A 22,743-nucleotide genomic window follows, 5' to 3' on the forward strand; every position below is an offset into this window, starting at 1 on the left:
CTGCGCTTCCGGCGCGGCTCTGCCAGGGCCCCGGAGGCTTTTTCGCTTTGCTGCCTATGGCTGTTCCTCAACTCGTGCGTCCGCTGGTGCGGCCTTTCACCGAATTTTTCCGCCGCGAAGCGGCCGGCGGCATTATGCTGATGGCCAGTGCGGCGCTGGCCCTGCTGCTGGCGAATACCAGCTGGGGGCCGGCGGCGTACTTCCCCGACATCTGGGAAAAGCACCTGCGTCTGTCGCTCAATGGGCTTGTGCTCGATATGAGCCTGCTGCACTGGATCAACGACGGGCTGATGAGCATATTTTTCCTGATTGTGGGGCTGGAAATCAAGCGCGAGGTAATGGAAGGCGAGCTGTCGGAGTGGCGGCAGGCGGCTCTGCCCATTGCGGGGGCGCTGGGCGGCATGCTGCTGCCGGCCCTGCTGTATTTTCTGGTAAACCGGGGCTTGCCCACCCAGAACGGCTGGGGTATTCCCATGGCCACCGACATTGCCTTTGCCCTGGCCGTGCTGCAGTTGCTGGGCCCGCGCGTGCCGCTGGGCCTCAAGGTGTTTCTCACGGCCCTGGCTATTGTCGATGACTTGGGCGCGGTGCTGGTTATTGCCGGCTTCTACACCACTAACCTCGACCTGACGTACCTGCTGCTGGCGCTGGGCACCTGGGCCTTACTGCTGAATCTGAATTTCCTGGGTGCGCGCGGTTTAGCGTTTTACCTGCCGCTGGGCGTACTGCTCTGGTACTTTATGCACCAATCGGGTATTCATGCCACGCTGGCGGGCGTGCTGCTGGCCCTGGCCATTCCGGCCCGCATCGGGCAGGCCCGCCCCGAAATTCTGCGGATGCTGAACGACCGGCTGGGCATGCTGCAGCATGAGGTGCACGGGGCCGAGGCCAACCCGCGCATCATCAGTGAGGAGCTGGAATACCTTTCCGATACCATCAGCTCACCGGCCCAGAAGCTGGAGCAGCGCCTGCACTCGGTAGTGGCGTTTGGCATCATTCCGCTGTTTGCCTTCGCCAATACCAGCCTGATAATTGACGCCGGCGTGTTCGGGCAGCTGCTGACGCCGCTGGGGCTGGGCATTCTGCTGGGGCTGGTGGTGGGCAAGCCGCTGGGCATTGGGGCGCTGTCGTGGCTGAGCGTGCGGCTGGGTTGGGCCTCGCTGCCGGCCGGCGTGACGTGGCGGCACCTGTGGGGAGCCGGCGTGCTGGGCGGCATTGGCTTTACCATGTCGTTGTTTATTACGCTGCTGGCGCTGGGCGAACAGTCGGCGGGCGAGCCGGTGGCCAAACTGGCTATTCTGACGGCCTCGTTCCTGTCGGGTACTATGGGCTTTCTGCTGCTGCGCACTACGCCCGCTGCGCCCGAGGCCTCCTGAAAAGGCAGCACCGCCACCATCCTGTATTTCCTGGTTACCTTTGCAACTATTGCCGCCCCTGGCGGTTTATGCTTTCAGGCCGCGCCGCTTTGGCGGGTCTTCTCTCCGCTTGTCTCCAAGTCTTTCAAACATGGCTGAACAACTCACTGCCCCCGCTGCGCCGGTTTCTATCTACGCCGAAGCCAGCCCCAACCCCGAATCCATGAAGTTCGTGCTCAACACCCAGCTGCTGGCTGATGGTGTGAGCGTGGACTACCCTAACCTGGAAGCCGCTGCCAACTCGCCGCTGGCCCAGGAGCTGTTTAACTTCGATTACGTGGGCCGGGTATTCATCGCCCAGAACTTCGTAACCATCACCAAAACCACCGAGCACCAGTGGGCTCAGCTCATCCCCGAGCTGCGCACCTTCCTGAAGTCGTACGTGGAAGCCGGTGGCCCCATCTTCACCGTGGACCCCGCTGCCGAGCAGAAAGCCGCCCAGCAGGCCGCCGCTACCGGCGACGCCTCGGAGGCCGACCAGCAGACCAGCCAGAAAATCATCGACCTGCTCGATAACTACGTGCGCCCCGCCGTGGAGCAGGATGGTGGCAACATCACCTTCAAAAGCTACCACGAAGGCATCGTGACGGTGAACCTGCAGGGCTCCTGCTCGGGCTGCCCCTCGGCCACGGTTACCCTGAAATCGGGTATCGAAAACCTGCTCAAGCGCATGGTGCCCGAGGTGAAGGAAGTAGTAGCCGAAGGCGTAACCGCCCAGGGCTTCTAGTCGAAACGACTTCCATAAAAGCAACGCGCCCCGCCATAACTGGCGGGGCGCGTTGCTTTTATGGTTGGGGTTGTTGGGAGCCGGTAGCACGCGAGATGCTTCGCTGCGCTCTGCATGACGGTTACCACCAAACCAGGAGCATGTATGACGTGCTGCGGCTACAAACCGGACTTGAGCGTAAAATTGCGGGCTACATTGAAACCGAAGTACAGGTCGCCCTTGAAGAACCGGCCGCTGGTGGTGGAGATGAACTGCTGCGAAATCATGCTGTTGGCATTAGTCACGTGTAGTTGAAAGACGTGGCCGCCGGTTTCGATGTCGATACCCGCGCCCAGCGCGTCGCGCAGGCCGGCAGTGCGGGAGTTGGGCAGGCGGTAGTAGTATTCCCAGGTGAAGGCCATGCGCTTGGTGAACTTCTGCCGGCCGGCAAAGCCCAGGGCGTACACGTCGTTGGGCGCTGCCTTTTCGCCTACCAGGTTGCGGTGTACTACCGTGGGCATGAGCTGCACCGAGAGGCTCGGGCTCATCTTACGGGCCAACAGGGCCTGCCAGGTGTAGGTGAGGCGGCGCGAAAAGGTGTGCTCGAACCCGTCGGCGGTGGCCGAATAACGCAGGGTATTGATGGCGGAGCTAGCCAGCAACGTGGCGCTGAGCGGCATGCCACCCCTGCGCTGGCGCAGGAGCCGGTACTGCACAAAGCCGTCGAAAGCTTTTTCCACGGAGCTGCGACCTACGCCCACGGCCAGCCGGTCGGTCAGTCCGTACTCCAGTCCCAGCCGGATGGTAGCCTGGTCCAGCCCGAACAGGTTGTAGGGCCCGCTGTTCAGGCGCCCAAACCGGTGCGAAATCAGAAACACCAGCGTACCTGGACCGGGCGTTTCCACCGAATGGCCGTTGATGATGCGGGTGCCCTTGAAGGTGGCCTGCACCAGCTCATGGCCGGTACTATCAGGAGCCTGGGCATTGAGCTCGGCCAGCAGGCTGTCCTGGGCCTGGGCTGCCGCACTTAGCAACAGGGCCAGTAGCAGCACCCAGAAGCGTAGAGTAGAAGGATGGTGCATACACAAATCAGGGTTGAGATACGGTCGTAGCACCTGCTGCCGGAGCACACGCCAGTCGCACCGTTACCAGCACGCTTTTCGCAATATGGTCGCGCACCAGGGCCGGAATTTCGATGTTGTAATCGGCCGGAGCCACCGGAAAGCTGGCATTAATCAACACTTGGTTGCTCAGCGACGTGAGCGTGCCGGGCACTTTGATATGGCGCGTTACGCCGTGCATGGTCAGGTCGCCCTCGGCCACCACCTGCACGGCCCCGGTGGCCGTTAATGTTTCGGGTTTCCATTCCAGCACCCGCCCGCTGAACGTGGCCTTCGGGTACTTCTCCGATTCCAGATAGTTCTCATTGAAATGCTCCTGCATGAGGCTGCGCTTAAACTGGAATGAGCGGATGGGGACCGTAAAAGCCAGCTGCCCGCTGCGGGTATCCAGCACGGCAGCCAGCTGCTGACTGCGCGCTTCAATATCCTCCAAAGGGCTGGAAGAGAAGAAGCTCACCATGCCGGCCCGCGTTTGGTAGCGGGCAGACTGGGCCATACTATGGAAACCCTGGCCAAGCAGCCAGGTCAGGAGCATAAAGCGAATCAAACGGGGCATAGCTCAGTTGTTGGGCATTCCGGCCTGTACCCATTGCCGCAAACGGGCAATGTCGCAACGGGCCAGCTGCGGTTGATTTTGGGGCATGGCGGGGTAGCCGGGCTGGTGCTTCACCACGCCCAGCAGCCGGCCGTCGGCGGCTACCTGCTTCACCTGAGCGTAGCTTTCCAGGCTCACGTTGCCGTTGCGCAGGGCGTTGTTGTGGCAGCTCACGCACCGCTGCTGCAACAGCGGTGCGACGGTTCCCGCGAATGTGACGGCCGTGGAGTCGCAGGTGGGAGCGGGCGGCGCATTTCCCATCAGGTCTTCCACGTTGTCGTAGGTGCAGGCAGAGGTGTAAAGTAGCCCTGCCAGAATGAGCAGCAGCCACCACGCCGGCCGCCGGCGGGGGGTGAGCAAAGTGGCCGAGCGTGCGCCCCCGCGAACTGCCCGGCCACCCGGAGGTACCTGCCGGCTCATGGCGTAGCCACCAGCCATTGGTCACCCTCACTCACGAGTCCGTGTCCTTCTACCCGGCCGCGAGTCAGGTTATCGGCCGTGTAGTAATAGAGCGGTTTGCCCTTGTAGGTAAGCTGAGAAGTAGAAGCCGTTCCGTCGCCGTACGGCCCGCCGCCGCCCGCCGTGGTGCGGGTAATGGTACCAAAATCCGATGCTTTCAGCAGGGAGGGAAACACCCGACCCGAGGTAGTGAAAGGAGGCCACAATGCTTCACAGGAGCCGGTGCAGTTCGTGGGCAGGGTGTTGGGGTTCAGGTCGTCTTTGTGAAAGAAGTAAAGCGTGCGGCCCTTGCCATCTATCAGGAAGCTTTTGGTAGAAGCCTGGTTGGTAGTTTTATCGGTTACGGCCTTGGTAGCCACCATCACCGAGTAGCCGGGGTTCACCACGTACCACACGTTGCCCACGCCGTTGCCGGTGGTCTGGCCGCTGGCTTCGCGCACGTTCTGGCCGTTCACGGCCGGGGCGTAATAGTACAGCGGCCAGCCCTTGTAAGTGGTTTGCGGTTGTCCACTGGCTGTCATTTGCGTTTTGAAGTCGGACGCCTGCAGGCCGTCACCTACCTGAATATCAGCTTCGTAGAAGATGGGCCACACGGCGGCGCAGCCCCCGGTGCACACGTTCTGCCCATCCACGTCGCGGGTGAAGTAGTACAGCGTATTGCCGGCTTTGTCGGTCAGGAAACTGCCCATAGTAGCCGAGGTAGCCAGCTTGATAGTGGGGTCGGGCGTGGGCTGCGCAGGTTTGTCATCGGAGCTGCTGCAGGCCGTCAGCAGCCAGCCAAAGAGCAAGGCAAAGCCAGCCCCCGCTCCCAGTCGGAAGCGGCGAGATAGGAAAGTTGTCATGATAAACAGGGAAAAGGTGGGTGAAAAAGTGGGCACAGGGCCTGCCTGACCCGCTCTGGAACGGGCCCTAATCAGCTGGGCACTGCGGCAATACCCCAGGCAAAACAGAAAGCAAAAGCGGTTGAAAACCGGGCAGGCGGCCCGGACTTAGCACTTACGGTGCGGCCGTGCGGGGCCGAAACAGGCCGTATTTAATCCCTAGCAATATGCCGGAGCTACTTAGCTTAACCTGTCCAAAACCCACGCCGCCCAGCGGGACTTTCACAAAAGGCTCAGCCTGCACCAGCCAGCGGCTGCCTACTGCCCGCTCCATTCCTACGCTCAGCTGCAGCAGGCTGAAAGCGGCATTGCCGCTGCGGTCAATGCTCCAGGTTCGGTCTATGTAATTCCCGTTGAGCTCATACAGATAACGGTACCGCTCATGGCGCATCAGCAGGGACGTGAGACCCGCCGAGGCGTAAAAGGTGTGCCCGGGCCGCACGGCCACATCGTAGCGCACATCCAGCGGAATTTCCAGAATGCGGCAGTTGGCATCTATCTGGTCGACCGGAATCCGATGCGTCCAGTAGGTGGGCGGCGGGTTGTAATCAGCTCCTTTGGCGGCGTATCGTTTGATGCTGCGCGTGAGGCCGGTCCGCACCCGGATACGCGGGGTCAGTCGGTACTCCAGCGCAACGCCCATCGTGCCCCCCACGCGCGGCGTGGGACCAGGCAGTACGGCCGTTGCCTCGGGCCCGCCAATCAGGCCTACCAGCAGGCGGTACGCAGGTTTTGGTTGTGACGGTTTCTGCGTGGTGCTGTCGGTGGGTGCTACACGTGGGGCAGTGGCCGCTGAGTCTGCCGGAAGCACTGCCGCCGTGCCCGCTGCAGCGTCTGTTGCGGTAATTGCTTCAGGAGCTAAGATAGAGCCGGGAGCAGCAGTAATAGCAGGGGTGTTGCCAACACCGGCATTTGGCACAGCCGGATTTGCAGCAGAACTTAGTGAAACGGACTGCTCAACGGATGCCTTCGTCATGATGGAAGGCGGATTTGTTGCGGAAACTGCCAGCGCCGTTGCCGTACCAGCGGTGCCGATGGCAGAGGCAGTATGCTGCTTCCCTGGCTCATCAGCGCGAAAAGAGGATCTGCTGCGGCCGGATGAGGCAACCAATTGGCCCGCTACGTTGGGCAGTACGAAAACCCGGCGCGACTTGTGGAAAGAGCCTACAGACGCTTCAGAAGCCGCAGGTGAGCCAGTAACACCCGTTGCGCTGGCAGCAGCAGCCAGTGCTGCTACTGGTGCAATTTGATCGGGAGGAGTATTGCGGGCAGTAGCTGCCGCCTCAGGCTGTTGCTGAACACGGCGGTTGAGCTGTTGAGCAGCTGCGGGCCGGAGTGTCTGCGCAGCGGTGGCGTCCGGAGTGTTACTAGTAGGTTGCCGCAGCTGCCACCCCGACTTCTGATTCCAAAGTAAGGCCAGCAATGCTACCAGCACCAGCTCAGCGGCAAACCACCGGGCTACCTGACGGCGCACCTGTTGCTGCACCAGCCGTTGTTGGTCGGCGGCATTTAGTTGGTCTTCCAGTTGTAACCAGCCCGACAGGGATACCTCGTCGGGGTAGGCTTCGGCACCGCGCTGGAACAGGCGGTCCAATTCCTCATCTGACATATCCGGCGTAGGCATGGTGATGTTGCTGTTTAAGCAGCGTTTTCAGCTGCGTGCGGGCCTTAAACAGGTTCGATTTCGACGTTCCGGTTGTGATGCCCAGGTGTTCGGCTATTTCCTCGTGGGAGTAGCCGTCAATGGCGAATAAGTTGAATACGGCCCGGTAGGCCGGTGGTAGCAGCCCAATCAGCCGTAGCAGCTCCTCAAACGATAGTGCATCCAGGGGCGTGCTGCCCACATCGGCCGGGTAATGCTCCGCTGCTTCCAAATCCGTCTGGAAAGCGTGGCGGTGGTTGCTGCGGAACTGGTCGATGGCCGTGCGCACCATAATGCGCCGCAGCCAGCCGCGCAGAGAGCCGGCCAGGTCCTCGGGGTAACGGCGGGCATCAAAGCGCGGCAGTTCCTGGAATGCCTTCATAAAGCCGTCGTTTACGGCTTCCTGCGCCAGGTCCCGGTCGTGAAGGTAGCGCAGGCAGATACTGAGCGCGTAGGCGAAATACTGGCGGTAGAACTGGCGCTGGCACGCACGGTCCAGCTGCCGGCATCCAGCCAACAGGTCGGTAAGCAGCGCAGAATCGGGTGCGGGGGCGGCCACGGGAGCGAAGCGTCTGAGTTATTAGGCCACTCGGAACGGTTCCTGAAAAGGTTGCCCTGAGCGCGTAAAAAAGTTAATAAAAAAAGCCCGACCGGTCAGGTCGGGCTTTTTTAAAGTTTCTAGTTGCTGGTTTCTAGTTTTTAGTTGACGTTATAACCAGCAACTAAAAACTAGAAACTCGTTTTACACTTGCGCGGCAGTGTTCAGCTTAGGAGCACCAGCCTCGGAGGTGTTGAGGCGCTCTTTCTCTTTGCGGCCGTAGGTGTCCAGAATCAGCGGAGCGGCAATGTACAGCGAGGAGTACGTACCGAAGATGATACCGATAATCATGGCGAAGGAGAACGAGCGGAGCGTTTCACCCCCGAAGATGTAGAGTACCACCATCACCAGGAATACCGTGGTAAACGTAATCATGGTGCGCGAGAACGTGCTGTTCAGGGCTGGGTTTACCACCTGCGCAAAGGTCAGGTGCTTGTTTTCCCGCAGGTATTCCCTGATTCGGTCGTAAATAACGATGGTATCGTTCATGGAGAAGCCGATGGTTGTCAGCACAGCGGCCACGAATACCTGGTCCATCTCGTAGTTCAGGCCCAGGGCCCGGGCAATCGGGAAGGAGGCAATTACAATCAGGGCATCGTGGAACAGGGCCACTACCGCCGCCATGGAGTACTGCCACTTCTCGAAGCGGAACAACACGTACACGAAAATGGCCAGCAGCGTAAGGCCCAGGCTCAGTACCGAGGTGCGCTTAATGTCGTCGGCAATGGTAGCGCCCACTTTCGAGGAGCTTACCTTGGTAGGATTCAGCGCGCCGTATTTAGCGTTCAAACCCTTGAACATGGCCGCTTCCACCTGCTTGTCGGCGTCGGCGCTTTCGTCGGCGGCGAGGTAGCCGGTCGTAATGCGCAGGCGGTTTTCGGCACCAAAGGTTTTCACCTCCGTACCGGCCCCACCAAAGTAATCCTGGGTAAGCTGGTCGCGCACATCCGAAGCCACTACGGGCTTGCTGAAGTTCACGATGTACTCACGGCCTCCACGGAAGTCAACGCCCAGGTTCGGGCCACCCTGCACGTACATCAGCGCGAAGCCAACGATGATGAACACGGTGGAGAGGGTGTAGGCAATCTTACGCTTGCCTACAATGTCCAGGTTGATGTTCTTGAACAGGTTGCGCGAGAAAGGCGTGCTAAAGCTGAGCGAGTTGGCGTTGTTGTTCTTCACCATGCGCTCAATGATCAGGCGCGACACGTACACGGCCGACAGGAACGAGGTGAATACGCCGATACCCAGGGTAATGGCAAAGTTCTGCACCGGACCCGTACCGAAGAAGCCCAGGATAACAGCAATGATCAGCTGCGTTACGTTGGAGTCGAAAATGGCGGTGGTAGCGCGCGAGTAGCCTTTGTTGATGGCGTCAGTCGGTTGTAGACCGTGGTCCAGCTCTTCCCGGATCCGTTCGAAAATCAGTACGTTGGCATCCACCGAAGCCGCAATTACCAGCAGCAGACCGGCAATGCCGGGCAGGGTAAGGGCAAACTGGAAGTTCGCCAGTACCCCCATAATCAGGAACAGGTTGAACAGCAGCACGGCATCGGCTACCATACCGGCGCGGCCGTAGTACACGGCCATGAACAGCATGATGATAGCCAGACCGCCAATTACCGAGAACAGACCCTGGTTGGTAGCCTCGCGGCCCAGCGACGGACCTACTACGGCTTCTTCCACAATGCGGGTAGGAGCGGGCAGCTTACCGGCTTTCAGGATGTTGGCCAAGTCTTTGGCTTCTTCAATCTGAAAGTTGCCCGAGATGCTGGAGTTGCCGCCAGCAATTTCCGACTGCACGTTCGGGGCCGAGTACACGTAATCGTCGAGCACAATGGCAATCTGGCGGCCAATGTTGGCAGCCGTCAGGCGCTGCCACTTGCGGGCACCACTGGGGTTCATCTGCATGGTCACCTCGGCGCGGCCGGTCAGACCGTCGAAGTCACCGTTGGCGTCGCTGATTACCTCGCCACCAATCGGGGCTTCCGTAGAGCTGCCTTTGCGGATGGCGTACAGCTGCAGATATTCCTGGCCGTCCACTACGTCGGGCTTGGCACCCCACAGGAAGGTGAGGTTAGAGGGTAGTACCGAGCGGGTTTCGGGGCTGCGCAGCATGGCATTCACGCGGGCCGTGTCCCGGATGTTGGCACCCAGCGTACCGGGCATGGTGAACAGGCTGGCCAGAACGTTTTTCTGGGGAGCAGCCGAGTCGGCTTTTGCCGTGGCTTTGGTGCCTTTCTTGGCTAGCTGGCTGGCCAGGGAAGTAGAGTCGCCGGCGGCAGCAGTAGCAGTTTTAGCAGTATCGGTGGTAACAGCGGCGGCTACGGCCGGAGCAGCTTGCTCCTTGGCGCTCAGCACTTGGTTGAGTTGGTTCAGGTAAGGCGCAAACTCATCCTGACGCCATACTTCCCAGAACTCCAGCTTGGCCTGGCCCTGTACCAGCTTGCGCACCCGGTCGGGGTTGTCTACGCCGGGCAGTTCAATCTGAATGCGGCCGGTGCCTTTTACCCGCTGAATGTTGGGCTGGCTGGTGCCGAATTTGTCGATCCGGTTACGCAGGATGTTGAACGAGCGGTCAATGGCTTCCTCTTCCTGCTTATTGATTTCGCTCATCACCTTGTCATTCGAGGCGTTGATGTCAATGGAGCCTTTGTTGACAGTGTTAGCGAAGATGCGAGCCAGCTTGTCGTTCGGGGCAATCTGCTGGAACGACTGGGCAAACAGCGTGGTGAAGGGAGTAGAAGGGTTGGTTTTGCGCAACTCCTGCGCCTGGGCCATGGCCTTGTTGAACACCGGATCCTTGGAGTTGCCGCTCATGGCGCGCACAATCTCCACCGGCGACACCTCCATGGTGAGGTGCATGCCGCCGTTCAGGTCAAGGCCCAGGCCCAGCTCCGACTGCCGTACGTCTTTGTAAGTAAGAGGGCCGAATACCGGAGCCCGCCACACCGAGTCGAGGTAGTGCTGGCGTTGCTTTTCGTTGATCTGGCCGCCGCGCGTGGCATAGCGCGCCGCATCCCGCTGCACGCCTCTGGAAACGAGGGTCAGCGAGAGGAAGTAAATACATAACGCCGATACCAGAAGGGTCAGCGTGATGATGAGTCCTTTATTACGCATGAAAAAAGTAGGGTTGGATAATCCAGGAAGGCAAGTGGGAGGCTGATTTGGTAAGCCGGGCCGCACGCTACTACTACCAACAACACGCAGGATTCTGCCTCATCAGCCGGGGCAGAAGTCGCTCATCAGGCAACGGGCGGCCCGCCGGTTAGGGGGCCTGCGGCGAAAGTGCCGCCAGCAAAAGCCGCGTCCGGAAAAAATCGGGAACGGCGCTGGGACGGGCCTGTGGCCCGGTAGAGCAGGCCGGCCGCCACTGCGCCACGGGCAGGAGCACCGGAAGCGGCAGCCAGGCATCGGCGGCCGGAGCCACGTAAAAGCCCAGCGGCGAGGTAGCCTCAAGGTTCACCCGTTGCTTGACTACCGCCGTGCGGGGAGCCACGTTCAGCCGGGTTTGGTGGCCGGCCGGCAGTACCCGTAGCGTGGCCACAGCCTGGTGGTTCAGCCCCAGCACCATCAGCAGGGTAGCTGTGATGAGGGCAAAACGCAAACGGGGCAACAGGGCGGTAAAGGAACGCAATGCAGTGGGGTAAGAGCTACAAATATAGGTTTTTGGCCCCGGCGCTGCAAAAGCCCGCTCGCATGCGTGGCAATACCGCAAAGAAAAAGCCCCCGCGAGTGGCGGAGGCTATTCCCTGCGGCAGTGAAGCCGGTTGATTTCTAGCGGGTTTGCGCCCCGGCAGCCACCTTGCTGCGCAAAAATGACACCAGCACATCCAGGCCTTTATCGAAGTGCCGGTTGTTCGGGATGATGATATCGGCGTCGTGCTTGAAGGGCTTGATGTACTTTTCGTAGGTAGGCGCCACGTGGTTGGTGTAGCGGTAGAGCACGTCCTCCAGGTCGTAGCCCCGCTCGTCCCGGTCGCGCACAATGCGGCGCTGCAGCTTCACATGTTCCCGGGCGTCGATGTACACTTTCAGGTCCAGCAGCTTGGCCACCTCCTCGAAGTAGAACACAAAGATGCCCTCCACCACTACAATGGGCGCGGGCCGGAACACCAGTTCAGCAGGCACCACGTTGGGGTTATTGAAGGTGTACTCCTGGCGGCGTACCTCCAGGCCCTGGCTGATGCGCAGCACGTCGGCCGCGTAAGCCGCCGAGTCGATGCTGCCGGGCAGGTCGAAGTTGGTGACGCCCTGGGCATCCACCGTCTGGCTTTCCCGGGGGTGGTAATAGTTATCCTGCGAAATCAGACAGATTTCTTCTTCGGGAAACGAAGCCAGCAGCCGGCGCAAAAAAGTGGTTTTGCCGGAGGCGCTGCCGCCCGTGATACCGACGATGAAGGGGTGTTGCATGGTGGGGGGAATAGGCCCGTACCGGCAGGGCCAACCCTGCAAAAGTAAGAAATCTAGCTGAGGCGCGCGGTCAGGAAGTGAAATTGTAGGCTGGCAATACCCGGATGGGCTGTTCAGCTTCCCAAGTCCGGATACCTTAAGGTACGAGCTTAGCCGGCCTGAACTGAGCTAAGAAAGCTAACCAAACCGGCTACAGCCCGGCTCCGGTGACTGATGGCGTTCTTCTCGGCCAGCGTCATCTGGGCAAACGTGCGGCCGTCTGCTTCCGTCGGCTGAAACACGGGGTCGTAGCCGAATCCATCGGTGCCCTGCAGCGTCTCCGTTATTTTTCCAGCCACGGCACCGGCAAACGTATGCACGTCGGTGCCGCTGAGCACCAGCGCCACCACCGTCCGAAACTGGGCTGAGCGGTCGGTAGCACCCTGCAGCTCCTGCAGCAGCTTCTGCACATTATCCTCGGAGCGGCGCTGAGGGCCAGCGTAACGGGCCGAGTACACGCCGGGAGCACCGTGCAGGGCCGTTACTTCCAGGCCGGTATCATCGGCAAAACAGGCCACACCGTAGTGGTCCCACACGTACCGGGCTTTCTGCAGGGCGTTGCCTTCCAGCGTATCCTGCGTTTCGGGCAACTCCTCCTGACAGCCGATGTCAGCCAGGCTGAGTAATTCAATGGAAGCGGGCAGCAGCGGCCGGATTTCATCCAGCTTATGGGCGTTGTTGGAGGCGAAGCAGAGGCGCATAGGAGTGGAGCAGGTGAATTGAATACAAAAGTACGGCAATAAAAAAACCGGCAGGAGCCGGTTTGCGGGAGAAGTGCGGAGAATGTCGTCAGCCGTAGCCTACCGGAACATCAGCTTAATTGTGTCCCAGGAGCGGAGGACTACGTTGGCCTCCGGCTGGGCGGGCGTGGTTTGGTAAGTCCGGGTACCAGTGGCCGTGCGCACCGCTAGGCGGTAGGTAACCCCCTCGCGGCCCATTTCCTGCCGGAACACATTCTGGTCGATGTAGCGGTAGTGGGGCTGAGCGGTTGGCGTCAGGCTGGTGATTTTGTCGAAATCGTCCGCCGGATAATCCTGCCGGTACACCTCATAGCCGCTGATGCCCTGCTCATTGGCCGCGTTCCACTCCAAGTGCACACTGTCGCCCTGCATCTGGGCCCGGAACAGCGTAACTGTGGCCCCGTAGGCCAGCAACGACACCAGCAGGCACGCAGCAAGGAGTATAAAGGTACGGGGCATAGAAACGGTAGCGCGGCGGAAGGAAAGCGGGGTAAGTATACAGGTATTCACCCGAAAAGCCGATGCCGCCCGTGTTAAGGATGAGTTACGCGGCACAAAAGCCCGGGAAGTCTTTTGAAATTCCGGCGTAACGTGTACTTTTGCAGTCCCTTCCGCAAAATCGGCAGGCAACAAGGTAAAACGGCCCTACGACCATGAAAAAAGACATTCACCCCGAGTACCGCGAAGTGGTATTCCAGGACACTTCCAGCGGTTTCAAGTTTGTTACCCGCTCCACGATGAACTCCAACGAGACCATCACCATGGAAGACGGCAAAACTTACCCCGTAATCAAGGTGGAAGTTAGCTCGGAGTCGCACCCCTTCTACACCGGCAAAAACGTACTGCTCGACACGGCTGGCCGCGTAGAGAAGTTCATGAACCGCTACAAGAAAAAATAGCTTTTCGTAAGCTGTTAGCTACTAGCCGTTGGCTGATAGCTTTCTTCAAGAAACTCCCTTCCTCATCCGAAGGGAGTTTTTTATTTGCCATTTTTGAGCATTCATTTCTTTGGCGGCCTGCTTGGCCTGCCGGAGCTATCAGCTAAAAGCCAGTAGCTAACAGCTAAACTTCCTATGCACGTTCTGCTCTTCGACGACCCCGCCATTCGGCCCCACCTCTTGCCGTTTACCTTCACCCGGCCCGTGGCGGCTTTGCGCTGCGGAATTCTCACGCTGGCCGAGAAGTGGCAGCATCGCCTGGGGGTGGAACAGGTAGGCTACCTCACCGAAAGCTACCTGCAGGCTAAATACCCGGCCGGCGACACCCAGGGTCCCGCCCTAGTTATCAACGGTGCCATCTGCCCTGATGATCTGCTGGTGCAGCAGGTGCAGGCCCTGGTACCCGGTGAGGCGCTGTTTGATGAGGAAATGCTGGTAGCTGCCCACCTAGCCGATGCCACCCAGGTAGCCGAGCTGATTCAGGAAGGCTTCCAGAAAACCCGCGACGTGCTGGAGCCCGTTACGGCCATTCAGGCGGTGTGGCACCTGTTCCTGCGCAACGGGGCCGAAATCCGCCGTGACTTCGACCTGCTCACCAAAGGCCGGCAGTCGGAGCCCATCGGTGACGCGCACACCATCGTGTACGCCCCCGAAAACATCTTCATTGAGCCGGGCGTGAAAATCCGGGCTGCCATCCTCAACGCCGAAAACGGCCCCATTTATCTGGGCCGCAACTCCCAGGTGCACGAAGGGGCCATCATCAGCGGGCCGCTGGCCTTGTGCGAGGGCAGCCACATCAACGCCGGGGCCAAAATGCGCGGCGACAATACCGTAGGCCCCTATTCGAAAGTAGGCGGCGAAGTAGGCAACAGCATCCTGCTGGGCTACAGCAACAAGGGCCACGACGGTTACCTGGGCAACTCAGTTATTGGCGAGTGGTGCAACCTGGGGGCTGATACCAACACCAGCAACCTCAAGAACAACTACGCCCCCGTCAAAATCTGGAGCCACTCGGCCGGCCGCTTCGTGAACACCGGCCAGCAGTTCTGCGGCCTCATGATGGGCGACCATAGCAAGTGCGGCATCAACACCATGTTCAACACCGGCACGGTGGTGGGCGTGGGGGCCAACATCTTCGGAGCCGGTTTCCCTCGCACCTTCATTCCAAGCTTCAGCTGGGGCGGGGCCGCCGGCTTCGAAACCTTCAAGCTGCCCAAAGTAGCTGAAGTAGCGGAGCGCGTCATGGCCCGCCGCCAGCTGCAGTACGATGCCGTAGAACAAGGCATCATGCAGCACGTGTACGAGCAAACCGTGAGAGACCGGGTGTGGGAGAAAGCTGCCCCAACGGCCCCGGTTACTGGCCAGGAGTTGTAAGAATTACACGCTATGCGACCATATCAGGTAGAATATGTTCAGCTGCATGGTTGGGACGCAGAAATTGTAGGCTTGTGGCTAGCCGAGAATGAGGAATGGCTATTGTTGCACTACATCCCAGTTGATTATGTAGTGGATGGTTACGTGCTAATCTCGAAGGCGCATATTGCCACCCGTATACCCAATAAGAGTCAACAGCAAGCAGAACTGGTGCTGCGCCTCAAAGGTGTCAAGCAAGACTTGCCTTCGGACTTCAGATTTGCTGATACTCTCTCATTGCTACGCTGGACCGAACAGCAATATGGCTTGGTACACTTCGTAGAGGAGGAGGATAGTACGTATCTCGGGTGGCTGAATGAGGCAGATGTTGTGCATTTCTGGATTGATACGCTAGAGCCGAATGGTACTAAAGATATCCGTGAAGAAAACGAGAAGCCTTTCGCTTTTCACGAAATACGGCTTATCGTTTTCGGTGACGATTACTCTCAATCCATGAAATTGCTGTGGCAGCACCATTGCAATCATGAATTGTGGGAAACGGGTAATAACTGATACAATATGCGTTTCTCCGACATTCCCGGCCAGCAACAGGTGAAGCAGCTGCTCGTGCGCAGCGTGCAGCAAAACCACGTGGCGCACGCCCAGCTGTTTCGCGGGGCCGAGGGCTCGGCGGCGCTGCCGCTGGCGCTGGCTTTTGCAGCTTTTCTGAACTGCGAGAACCGCCCGTCCGAAGCCGAAGACTCCTGCGGCCACTGCCCGAGTTGCCAGAAAATCGACAAGCTCATTCACCCCGACCTCAACTTCATCCTGCCGGTTACCACCACCAAGGCCGTAACCAAAGACGCCGTCAGCAGCAAGTTTGCGGTCGAGTGGCGCGAGTTTGTGCTCCAGAACCCCTACCAGGGCCTCAACGACTGGATGCAGCACATCGGGGCCGAAAACAAGCAGGGCAGCATTTCCAAGGAAGAAAGCGTGAACCTGCTGCGGCTGGTGAGCCTGAAGGCCTTTGAGGCCCGCTTTAAGCTGGTGATTATCTGGCTGCCGGAACTCATGCACCCTTCCGCCGCCAATGCCGTGCTGAAACTGCTGGAAGAGCCACCACCCGCCACCATTTTCCTACTGGTGAGCAACGCCCCCGAGCAGCTGCTGCTCACCATCATCAGCCGGGTGCAGCCGGTGGTAGTGCGCGCCGTGCCGGAGCCGGAGCTGACGGCCTGGCTGCGCGACGTGCAGCACGTACCCGAGGTGAAAGCCCGGCAGCTGGCCCAGCTCACGGAAGGCAACGTGGGCGCGGCCCTGGCTGCCCAGGCTTCCGGCCAGGAAGAGCACGACTATTTTGCGCTGTTTGTGAGCTGGATGCGCACCTGCTACGCCAACAAGGTGGCCGATATGCTGGAAAAGTGCGACGAGTTTCAGAAGCTGGGCCGCGAAAACCAGAAGGAGTTTCTGCAGTACGCCCTCACGCTGGTACGCAAGGTGCTGCTGTTCGGGCTGGATGCGCAGTTGGTGCCCCACCTACCGCAGCAGGAGCAGGGCTTCGTGAAGGGCTTTAGTCCGTTTGTAACGCCCCGTAACGCTTCCCAGTTGGCCGAGGAGCTTAACGAAGCGCACTACCACATTGAGCGCAACGCCAATCCGCGCATGGTATTCCTAGATATTTCGCTGCGGGTGGCGGAGCTGCTCCGCCTAGTCTGAGGCAGATGAGTTGTGGCTGAAGTAAGTCCGTCATGCAGAGCGTAGCGAAGCATCTCGCGTGCTGGCACCTGCCTTACTTTTCGCAACATCAGCACGCGAGATGCTTCGCTACGCTCTGCATGACTGGTCAATAAGTACGCTGAGTTGCTGGAAAAATGCCCCTATACTTAATTAAAAGCCAAAAATACAGTTTGCTAACTTAGTATAGCTGTTGCTAAACTGCGTATAGCCGGCTGGCTTAACAGGGGTGCGTATCTTTGCAGAGGCGAAGGCCTGGGGCTGTTTAGGCTCCCAAGTATCACAGTTTCTGAATTCGTTTCCAAGTTGAAAACTTCCATTCGTATCGGTACCCGCGGCAGCAAGCTGGCGCTGTGGCAGGCTAATCATGTAGCCGACCGCCTCACCGCCGCCGGCCTCTCGCCCGAAATCGTCATCATCACCACCAAAGGCGACGTGGTGCTGGACCGCTCCCTGGATAAGATTGGAGCGAAGGGCGTGTTCACTGAGGAGCTGGAAGAAAGCCTGCGTACCGGCCACATTGATATTGCCGTGCACAGCGCCAAGGACGTACAAAGCACCATTCCCGCCGACCTGGAACTGCTGGCCTTTATGGAGCGCGAGCAGGTAAACGACGTGGTAGTGAGCTTCGACGCCAACCTCGACCTGCAGCGCCCCGACCTAGTGCTGGGCACCAGCAGCACCCGGCGCAAGGCTATGCTGAAGCGGTTTATGCCCCACGCTACCACCGCCGAGGCCCGGGGCAACCTGCAAACCCGCCTGCGTAAGCTCGAAGAAGGCCAATACCACGCCTTGGTGCTGGCCTACGCCGGCGTGCACCGCATGGAGTACGATGGCCTCATCCGCCACGTGCTGCCCGAAACGCAGTTTATTCCGGCCACCGGCCAGGGCAGCGTAGCCATTGAGTGCGCCCGCAATCTGGAGCCCGCCCTCAAAACCGAGCTGCACCGCATCCTCGACCACACCGCCACACACGTATGCCTGGCCGCCGAGCGGGCGTTTCTGCGCACCATGGAAGGCGGCTGCAGCATCCCTAGCTTCGCCCTGGCCACTCTCAGCCCCGACGGCGCAACCCTGCAACTCCATGCCGGCCTCATCAGCCTCGATGGCCAGCAGTTCATTGAAGAAACCCGCACCGCCACCCCCGCCGAGGCCGAAGCAACCGGCGTTCAGCTGGCCGAAAGCATCCTAGTCCGCGGCGGCCAGCAAATCCTCGATGATATCCGGCGGGAGCGGGCGTAGAAAAAAAACGTCATCTTGAGCAACGTAAAGGACCTTATCACGCTGGAACAGATTGTTCTGACGTGGTAAGGTCCTTTGTGTTGAACAGGATGGCAAGTTCAGTTTCTATTCTCTTTTGCCACGGCCAAACAGCGCGTACAGTATCAGCGCAAACACGGCCCCGCTAGTGTCCGCCAGCATGTCTTTTTGGGCGTCCCAGATGTCGCCCTGGCTGCCTAGGAAGGCGGCTCCTGCGTCGCCGCCGGCCAGCTCGGCGTACACCCATTCAATCAGTTCGTAGCTCATGGCTACGGTGCCAATAACGCACAGGGGCAGCAAATAGCTCAGGAAACGGCTCCGGATAAGGTCGCGCTGGTCGGTGTACTCGATGAGGGCGTAGGCGTAGAAGCCCACCGAGAAGTGCGCTACCCGGTCGTACATATTGCGCTTGAACCCGAACAGGTTGTTGAACCAGTCGAAGGGTACCTTCTCGAAGGTGTAGTGTCCGCCCACGGTGTGCATAAAAATCAGCACGCTCATGAGGGCATACGCCAGGTTGGAAAATCGCACCCCGCGTACGTACAGTACGACCAAGGTTCCCACAATCAGCAAAATCGGAATGTTTTCAGCCCACCACGTGCCCCGGTCGGTGGGGTTGATGCCCAGCGCCACAAACTCAATGAGGTAAATGGCCAGGAGTACTTTCGGAAACCAGTGCGAAGCGGTGGAAGAGGGGAGAGGTTGGGTCATGCGAAGGCAAGAAATAAGGTTGAGCTTAGCGGCATACGTAAATGGCCTGTATTCGCTGCCAAAAATCAAAAAGACTACTGGCCATGGTGCGGGATTCCCGGGTTTCGGCCGTTTGAGGCCCGGTAAAACCGCGTAACTTCGCCGGACTTCCTCCATCTCCGATAGTGTGTCGTTATGAGTAACATAGTGCGTCGTGCCCTCTGGGTAAGTCTGATTCTGAGCGTTGTGGTATCGGTCGCGCAGGCTGCCAAAAAGCCCCGTAAGAGTCGTAAAGATGAAATCGTAACTATCAGCACGGCCCAGGGTGATATTCGGCTGATTCTGTTTGATGTGACCCCCTTACACAAGGCCAATTTTCTGAAGCTGGCCCAGAGCGGCTTCTATAACGGCACCACTTTCCACCGCATCATTCCGGGCTTCATGATTCAGGGCGGCGACCCGAATTCCAAGGATGCCGACCCCAACAACGACGGTGCCGGGCAAACGGATGAAAAGATGATTCCGGCCGAAATCCGGCCCGGGCTCACGCACAAGCGCGGGGCCGTAGCCGCCGCCCGCACCCCCGATTTTATCAACCCACAGCGCATGAGCAGCGCCTCGCAGTTCTACATCGTGCAGAATCCGCTGGGTACCCCGCATCTGGACGGGCAGTACACCGTGTTTGGACAGGTTATCAGTGGGCAGGAGGTGGTGGATAAGATTGCCCAGCAGCCCGCCGCCGAACGAAACCGCCCCGTCACGGACATCAAAATGACCGTAAAAGTGGAGAAGTTGAAGAAGAAGAAAATCACGGAGCTGTACGGCTACCAGTATTAACCCGCTTTCGGCTATGAAAATACTGGTAACGGGCTCCAATGGCTTACTCGGGCAGAAGCTGGTGGCTCTGCTCCGCCAGCAGTCCGAGGTGCAGCTGGTGGCCACGTCGCGCGGTGCCAACAAGCTGGCCGATGTGTATCCGGAAGTGCAGTTTGTGACCTTGGATGTTGCCGACGCGGCGCAGGTACACGAGGTAATCGGACGGGAGCGGCCCACCCACCTCATGCACACGGCCGCCATGACCAACGTAGATGAGTGTGAGCTAAACCAGGCGGAGTGCTGGCACCAGAATGTGGAAGCTGTGGCCAACCTGGTAGCGGCCTGCGAGCAACATCAGGTGCATGTGCTGCACCTCAGCACCGATTTTATTTTCAGTGGGGCCGAAGGGCCGCTGACTGAAGAGGCCGTGCCTGAGCCGGTGAACTTCTACGGACAAAGCAAGTTAGCAGCCGAGCAGCTGGTGCAGGCCTGTCGCGCGCCCTGGGCTATTTTGCGCACGGTGCTGGTGTATGGCACTGCCCATGACTACGGCCGTACCAATATTGTGACCTGGGTGCGCGACTCTTTGCAGGCCGGTAAACCCATTAAGGTCGTCAACGACCAGTTCCGTACGCCCACGCTGGCCGAAGACCTGGCCATGGGCTGCTGGCTGGCCGCCCGCCACAATGCCACGGGCATCTACCACATCAGCGGGCAGGAGCAATACACGCCCTACCAGATTGCGCAAGCAGTAGCGGCCTACTTCAACCTGGATGCTATACTCATTACTCCGGTTGATGCCAGTATCTTCACGCAGCCTGCCCGGCGCCCTTTGCGTACCGGCTTTATCATTGACAAAGCCAAGCGCGACCTGGGCTATCAGCCACGCACCCTGGCCGAAGGCATTGCGTTGCTGACTTCGCAAATGGTCTGAAACGCAAAAAACCCGCGAACAACGCCCGCGGGATTTTCACACACCTATTGCAACAACCTATATGTAGCGGAGCCTGCTGCGAGCAGACGCAGCAGCTTCGTACATGAATTATTCGAGTTAAAAAGCCACCCGGCTGGTGGCGCTATACGCAGAATACAGATGTCTGTCAGAATAACTGTATCTGTAGTAAATTCCTGTTTTTCAGGGGATTTAATGGGTCTTGTTAGAGCAGCTTGACTCCTTTTTGGCGCCGTTCTTATGACAATATTAGGGGAGTAATAATGCCTTGTAAAGGACACTTCTGTTATAATTGTGACTTGTTATTAAGTAAAAATAAGTAGTACTTTTTTTAAGTATAAAATATGATGATAGTGGCTTGATTTAGTCTGGAAACACAATTTGGTGTGGTGTGCCACGAAGTACAGCGAAAAAACCAGCTGTTTTATAGCTGATTTGTGACATCTAGCGGCGATTTTCTGACCCACTAATTCGTTGCAGACTTAGGACAGTGAGCGTAATAGCGAGGCCTGGCCACAGAATAAGCCACCAATCGGGAGGGGCCTGACGCACAGCGGCTAACAGGCGCCCCCAGCTGGGCATTTCGGCAGGCAGTCCTACTCCCAGAAAGGAAAGTGTAGTTTCGAGGCTGATCAATACAGCTACCGTCAGCGGAAAGCGAACCAGCAGCACTGGCAGGGCGTTCGGGCCGATATGCCGCCACAAAATCCGTAATGAGGGAATGCCCGCCGCCTGGGCCGCTTCTACATAGGGTTGCGTGCGGCATTGCAGGGTGGCGGCCCGCATCAGGCGGGCCGGCGTTGGCCAGCACGTTGCGCTCAGCAGCGCAACTACTCCTGTCAGTGAGGGGCGCTGCACGGCGGCGGCGGCAACGACCAGCACCAGCAGCGGCACCGAATTCACTAGCGCAATCAGGCCCAGAATGCTGCTGTCGAGGGGTAGCGCCAGGCGTGTGGCGGAACGTGTGCTTCCGGGCAAAAAAGCCCATGCTACTGCAGCAGCGGCTGGTACTCCCGCCAGAATCCAGAAAGCAAATCTTGGGAAATATGTGAGCAGAAGGCCCGTTAGTAGAAGTGCAAATAGCGCCAGTGCCAGTTGGAAGTGAGTAATCCGCAGACGAGTATTACCCCAATAACCAGCTGTTCCTCCCAAGACGGCACCTGCCAGCAAGGTAAAAAATGCGGCGGGCAGGCTTACCAACAGCAGTGTGCGAGCACCTTGCCATAGACTTACGCCTACATCCAGCCCTTGTGAAGTGGTGCCAAGCCAGTGGCCGCCTTGAAACGGGGGCTGGTTGATATTTGCCAGATCGGGGGGGGAAACAGCCGAAGGGGCAAAGAGGCCCGCCAGCACCACCAGTACTAGCCAACCAGCCGCAAGCCTTTGTTTAACTGGAGGTAGCAGAATTGTCATACTTCTGGCCGAATACGAGGGTCCAGAATGGGATAGAGCACATCGGCCAGTAGCTGCGCCCCCAGCCGGACCATGGCCACTAGGCCCACGCCCCCCAGCAGCACCGGAAAGTCCTGATTCAGGGCCGCATCGGCTAGTAAGCGTCCCATCCCTGGCAGGGCAAATACCACCTCCACCACCACCGAGCCCGCCACAATGCTGGGTAGCAGCTCCGTAAGCAGCGTAACGGTTGGCAAAACAGCGTTGCGCAGCGCATGACGCCACACAATGCCTGCCGGTGAGGAGCCTTTCGCACGGGCCGTAGCTATATAAGGGCGGTTGAACTCGTGGCGTAGAGCCCCATCCAGCTGAATAGCCAATGCCGGAAAGCTGCCCAGAACCAGGCTGATGATGGGGAGAGTGAGCTGGTAAAGCAGCAGGCCCGGCCGGCTCCAGCCGGTACTCTCCTGGTCAGCCGGACCCAGGCCGAATGCCGGAAACCAGCTGAGCGCATCGGGGTTTGCCAGTAGCAGTAATAGCCCCAGCGCCAGCAGAAACAGCGGAAAACTCTGCAGTATGTGCGCTACCCGGATAAACCATCGGCGTGCGGAGGGCCGGTAGCTGGTGGCTGTTGCGACGCCCAGCGCCAGAGCAATGCTGAGGGCCGCAGCCAACAGTGTGAGCGGCAGCGTGTAGCGCAGTGCCTGCTTCACCACATCCCACACCGGTGCTTCCAACCGATACGAGTAGCCTAGGTCACCATGCAGAAGCTGCTTCAGCCACCTATGATATTGGGTCTGCACTCCGTGCCAGTGCCAGCCGGTAGCGGGCTGCCAGGTTGCGTAAAACAGGGGTTCATACAATCCGTAGCGGTGCAGCAATTGTTGGCTGGTGGCCGGCTGCTCCAGCAAACCTCCCATGCGGCTGTTGCTTTCCACCATATTTCGCAACTGGCTGTCCGGGTCAGCAGTGCTACGGCTCAGTAGAAACAGTACGGAC

General features: G+C 59.1%; 23 protein-coding genes. 9 read left to right on the top strand and 14 right to left on the bottom strand.

The features are described from left to right. The first annotated feature begins 56 nt into the window (after nt 1-56). Nucleotides 57-1,376, top strand: coding sequence for a Na+/H+ antiporter NhaA (nhaA, locus tag EI291_RS03130; protein ID WP_125417872.1), 1,320 nt, complete (start codon nt 57-59; stop codon nt 1,374-1,376). Between the two features lie 130 nt (nt 1,377-1,506). Then, on the top strand, nt 1,507-2,142 hold the full coding sequence (locus EI291_RS03135; RefSeq protein WP_125417874.1) for a NifU family protein: 636 nt from the start codon (nt 1,507-1,509) through the stop codon (nt 2,140-2,142). A gap of 158 nt (nt 2,143-2,300) precedes the next feature. On the opposite strand, the gene EI291_RS03140 is transcribed toward EI291_RS03135, so the two are convergent. The 11 genes from EI291_RS03140 to EI291_RS03190 form a co-directional block, all read right to left on the bottom strand. Then, nucleotides 2,301-3,203 carry a DUF5777 family beta-barrel protein gene (locus tag EI291_RS03140; protein ID WP_125417876.1) on the bottom strand — a complete coding sequence of 301 codons (903 nt, stop codon included), beginning with the start codon at nt 3,201-3,203 and terminating at the stop codon, nt 2,301-2,303. A gap of 7 nt (nt 3,204-3,210) precedes the next feature. Then, complete coding sequence (locus tag EI291_RS03145; protein WP_240635345.1) at nt 3,211-3,798, bottom strand: YceI family protein; 588 nt, start codon at nt 3,796-3,798, stop codon at nt 3,211-3,213. Between the two features lie 3 nt (nt 3,799-3,801). Further along, complete coding sequence (locus EI291_RS03150) at nt 3,802-4,197, bottom strand: hypothetical protein (RefSeq protein ID WP_125417877.1); 396 nt, start codon at nt 4,195-4,197, stop codon at nt 3,802-3,804. A gap of 56 nt (nt 4,198-4,253) precedes the next feature. Continuing rightward, nucleotides 4,254-5,138, bottom strand: coding sequence for a hypothetical protein (locus EI291_RS03155; protein WP_125417878.1), 885 nt, complete (start codon nt 5,136-5,138; stop codon nt 4,254-4,256). A 154-nt stretch (nt 5,139-5,292) separates the two neighbouring features. Then, nucleotides 5,293-6,801: a PorT family protein gene (locus tag EI291_RS03160; protein WP_148103371.1), complete on the bottom strand. Its 1,509-nt coding sequence runs from the start codon at nt 6,799-6,801 to the stop codon at nt 5,293-5,295. Next, nucleotides 6,776-7,378: an RNA polymerase sigma factor gene (locus EI291_RS03165; RefSeq protein WP_125417880.1), complete on the bottom strand. Its 603-nt coding sequence runs from the start codon at nt 7,376-7,378 to the stop codon at nt 6,776-6,778. The genes EI291_RS03160 and EI291_RS03165 overlap by 26 nt, the downstream gene beginning before the upstream one ends. A gap of 183 nt (nt 7,379-7,561) precedes the next feature. Further along, nucleotides 7,562-10,537, bottom strand: coding sequence for a protein translocase subunit SecDF (gene secDF / locus EI291_RS03170; RefSeq protein ID WP_125417881.1), 2,976 nt, complete (start codon nt 10,535-10,537; stop codon nt 7,562-7,564). A gap of 148 nt (nt 10,538-10,685) precedes the next feature. Then, nucleotides 10,686-11,054 carry a hypothetical protein gene (locus tag EI291_RS03175; RefSeq protein ID WP_125417882.1) on the bottom strand — a complete coding sequence of 123 codons (369 nt, stop codon included), beginning with the start codon at nt 11,052-11,054 and terminating at the stop codon, nt 10,686-10,688. Nucleotides 11,055-11,194: 140 nt separating this feature from the next. Then, nucleotides 11,195-11,830 (bottom strand): uridine kinase family protein, encoded by a 636-nt coding sequence (locus EI291_RS03180; protein ID WP_125417883.1) that lies wholly within the window; start codon nt 11,828-11,830, stop codon nt 11,195-11,197. 149 nt (nt 11,831-11,979) lie between these two features. After that, entirely contained in the window at nt 11,980-12,570 is a 591-nt protein-coding gene (gene rdgB / locus EI291_RS03185; protein ID WP_125417885.1) for an RdgB/HAM1 family non-canonical purine NTP pyrophosphatase, read from the bottom strand. A gap of 99 nt (nt 12,571-12,669) precedes the next feature. Then, entirely contained in the window at nt 12,670-13,068 is a 399-nt protein-coding gene (locus EI291_RS03190) for a hypothetical protein (protein WP_125417887.1), read from the bottom strand. 194 nt (nt 13,069-13,262) lie between these two features. On the opposite strand from EI291_RS03190, the gene EI291_RS03195 reads away from it, so the two are divergent. From EI291_RS03195 to hemC, 5 genes are all read left to right on the top strand, one after another. After that, nucleotides 13,263-13,508, top strand: coding sequence for a type B 50S ribosomal protein L31 (locus EI291_RS03195; RefSeq protein ID WP_125417889.1), 246 nt, complete (start codon nt 13,263-13,265; stop codon nt 13,506-13,508). 174 nt (nt 13,509-13,682) lie between these two features. Beyond that, entirely contained in the window at nt 13,683-14,921 is a 1,239-nt protein-coding gene (locus tag EI291_RS03200; protein ID WP_125417891.1) for a GlmU family protein, read from the top strand. Between the two features lie 12 nt (nt 14,922-14,933). Beyond that, nucleotides 14,934-15,473: a hypothetical protein gene (locus EI291_RS03205; RefSeq protein WP_125417893.1), complete on the top strand. Its 540-nt coding sequence runs from the start codon at nt 14,934-14,936 to the stop codon at nt 15,471-15,473. Nucleotides 15,474-15,479: 6 nt separating this feature from the next. Next, entirely contained in the window at nt 15,480-16,616 is a 1,137-nt protein-coding gene (locus EI291_RS03210; protein WP_125417895.1) for a DNA polymerase III subunit, read from the top strand. A gap of 324 nt (nt 16,617-16,940) precedes the next feature. After that, nucleotides 16,941-17,876 carry a hydroxymethylbilane synthase gene (hemC, locus tag EI291_RS03215; protein ID WP_125417897.1) on the top strand — a complete coding sequence of 312 codons (936 nt, stop codon included), beginning with the start codon at nt 16,941-16,943 and terminating at the stop codon, nt 17,874-17,876. 105 nt (nt 17,877-17,981) lie between these two features. Here the strand turns inward: hemC and EI291_RS03220 are convergent, their stop codons facing one another. Further along, nucleotides 17,982-18,605, bottom strand: a complete 624-nt coding sequence (locus EI291_RS03220; protein WP_125417899.1) for a DUF2238 domain-containing protein — start codon at nt 18,603-18,605, stop codon at nt 17,982-17,984. Between the two features lie 174 nt (nt 18,606-18,779). On the opposite strand from EI291_RS03220, the gene EI291_RS03225 reads away from it, so the two are divergent. Continuing rightward, nucleotides 18,780-19,421: a peptidylprolyl isomerase gene (locus EI291_RS03225; protein WP_125417901.1), complete on the top strand. Its 642-nt coding sequence runs from the start codon at nt 18,780-18,782 to the stop codon at nt 19,419-19,421. A 13-nt stretch (nt 19,422-19,434) separates the two neighbouring features. Beyond that, nucleotides 19,435-20,334: an SDR family oxidoreductase gene (locus tag EI291_RS03230; RefSeq protein ID WP_125417903.1), complete on the top strand. Its 900-nt coding sequence runs from the start codon at nt 19,435-19,437 to the stop codon at nt 20,332-20,334. Nucleotides 20,335-20,796: 462 nt separating this feature from the next. Here the strand turns inward: EI291_RS03230 and EI291_RS03235 are convergent, their stop codons facing one another. Together EI291_RS03235 and EI291_RS03240 are read right to left on the bottom strand one after the other, a co-directional pair. Beyond that, nucleotides 20,797-21,765: an ABC transporter permease gene (locus EI291_RS03235; protein ID WP_125417905.1), complete on the bottom strand. Its 969-nt coding sequence runs from the start codon at nt 21,763-21,765 to the stop codon at nt 20,797-20,799. Continuing rightward, entirely contained in the window at nt 21,762-22,685 is a 924-nt protein-coding gene (locus tag EI291_RS03240; RefSeq protein WP_170172477.1) for an ABC transporter permease, read from the bottom strand. The genes EI291_RS03235 and EI291_RS03240 overlap by 4 nt, the downstream gene beginning before the upstream one ends. Between the last annotated feature and the right edge of the window lie 58 nt (nt 22,686-22,743).

This window comes from Hymenobacter rigui (genome assembly GCF_003944715.1).
Classification (GTDB): Bacteria; Bacteroidota; Bacteroidia; order Cytophagales; family Hymenobacteraceae; genus Hymenobacter; species Hymenobacter rigui.

Coding starts and splice junctions, on each gene's coding strand:
- nhaA (WP_125417872.1), top strand. CDS start 57: ATGGCTGTTCCTCAACTCGTGCGTCCGCTGGTGCGGCCTTTCACCGAA.
- EI291_RS03135 (WP_125417874.1), top strand. CDS start 1,507: ATGGCTGAACAACTCACTGCCCCCGCTGCGCCGGTTTCTATCTACGCC.
- EI291_RS03140 (WP_125417876.1), bottom strand. CDS start 3,203: ATGCACCATCCTTCTACTCTACGCTTCTGGGTGCTGCTACTGGCCCTG.
- EI291_RS03145 (WP_240635345.1), bottom strand. CDS start 3,798: ATGCCCCGTTTGATTCGCTTTATGCTCCTGACCTGGCTGCTTGGCCAG.
- EI291_RS03155 (WP_125417878.1), bottom strand. CDS start 5,138: ATGACAACTTTCCTATCTCGCCGCTTCCGACTGGGAGCGGGGGCTGGC.
- EI291_RS03160 (WP_148103371.1), bottom strand. CDS start 6,801: ATGCCTACGCCGGATATGTCAGATGAGGAATTGGACCGCCTGTTCCAG.
- secDF (WP_125417881.1), bottom strand. CDS start 10,537: ATGCGTAATAAAGGACTCATCATCACGCTGACCCTTCTGGTATCGGCG.
- EI291_RS03180 (WP_125417883.1), bottom strand. CDS start 11,830: ATGCAACACCCCTTCATCGTCGGTATCACGGGCGGCAGCGCCTCCGGC.
- rdgB (WP_125417885.1), bottom strand. CDS start 12,570: ATGCGCCTCTGCTTCGCCTCCAACAACGCCCATAAGCTGGATGAAATC.
- EI291_RS03190 (WP_125417887.1), bottom strand. CDS start 13,068: ATGCCCCGTACCTTTATACTCCTTGCTGCGTGCCTGCTGGTGTCGTTG.
- EI291_RS03195 (WP_125417889.1), top strand. CDS start 13,263: ATGAAAAAAGACATTCACCCCGAGTACCGCGAAGTGGTATTCCAGGAC.
- EI291_RS03200 (WP_125417891.1), top strand. CDS start 13,683: ATGCACGTTCTGCTCTTCGACGACCCCGCCATTCGGCCCCACCTCTTG.
- EI291_RS03205 (WP_125417893.1), top strand. CDS start 14,934: ATGCGACCATATCAGGTAGAATATGTTCAGCTGCATGGTTGGGACGCA.
- EI291_RS03210 (WP_125417895.1), top strand. CDS start 15,480: ATGCGTTTCTCCGACATTCCCGGCCAGCAACAGGTGAAGCAGCTGCTC.
- EI291_RS03220 (WP_125417899.1), bottom strand. CDS start 18,605: ATGACCCAACCTCTCCCCTCTTCCACCGCTTCGCACTGGTTTCCGAAA.
- EI291_RS03225 (WP_125417901.1), top strand. CDS start 18,780: ATGAGTAACATAGTGCGTCGTGCCCTCTGGGTAAGTCTGATTCTGAGC.
- EI291_RS03230 (WP_125417903.1), top strand. CDS start 19,435: ATGAAAATACTGGTAACGGGCTCCAATGGCTTACTCGGGCAGAAGCTG.
- EI291_RS03235 (WP_125417905.1), bottom strand. CDS start 21,765: ATGACAATTCTGCTACCTCCAGTTAAACAAAGGCTTGCGGCTGGTTGG.
- EI291_RS03240 (WP_170172477.1), bottom strand. CDS start 22,685: ATGGTGGAAAGCAACAGCCGCATGGGAGGTTTGCTGGAGCAGCCGGCC.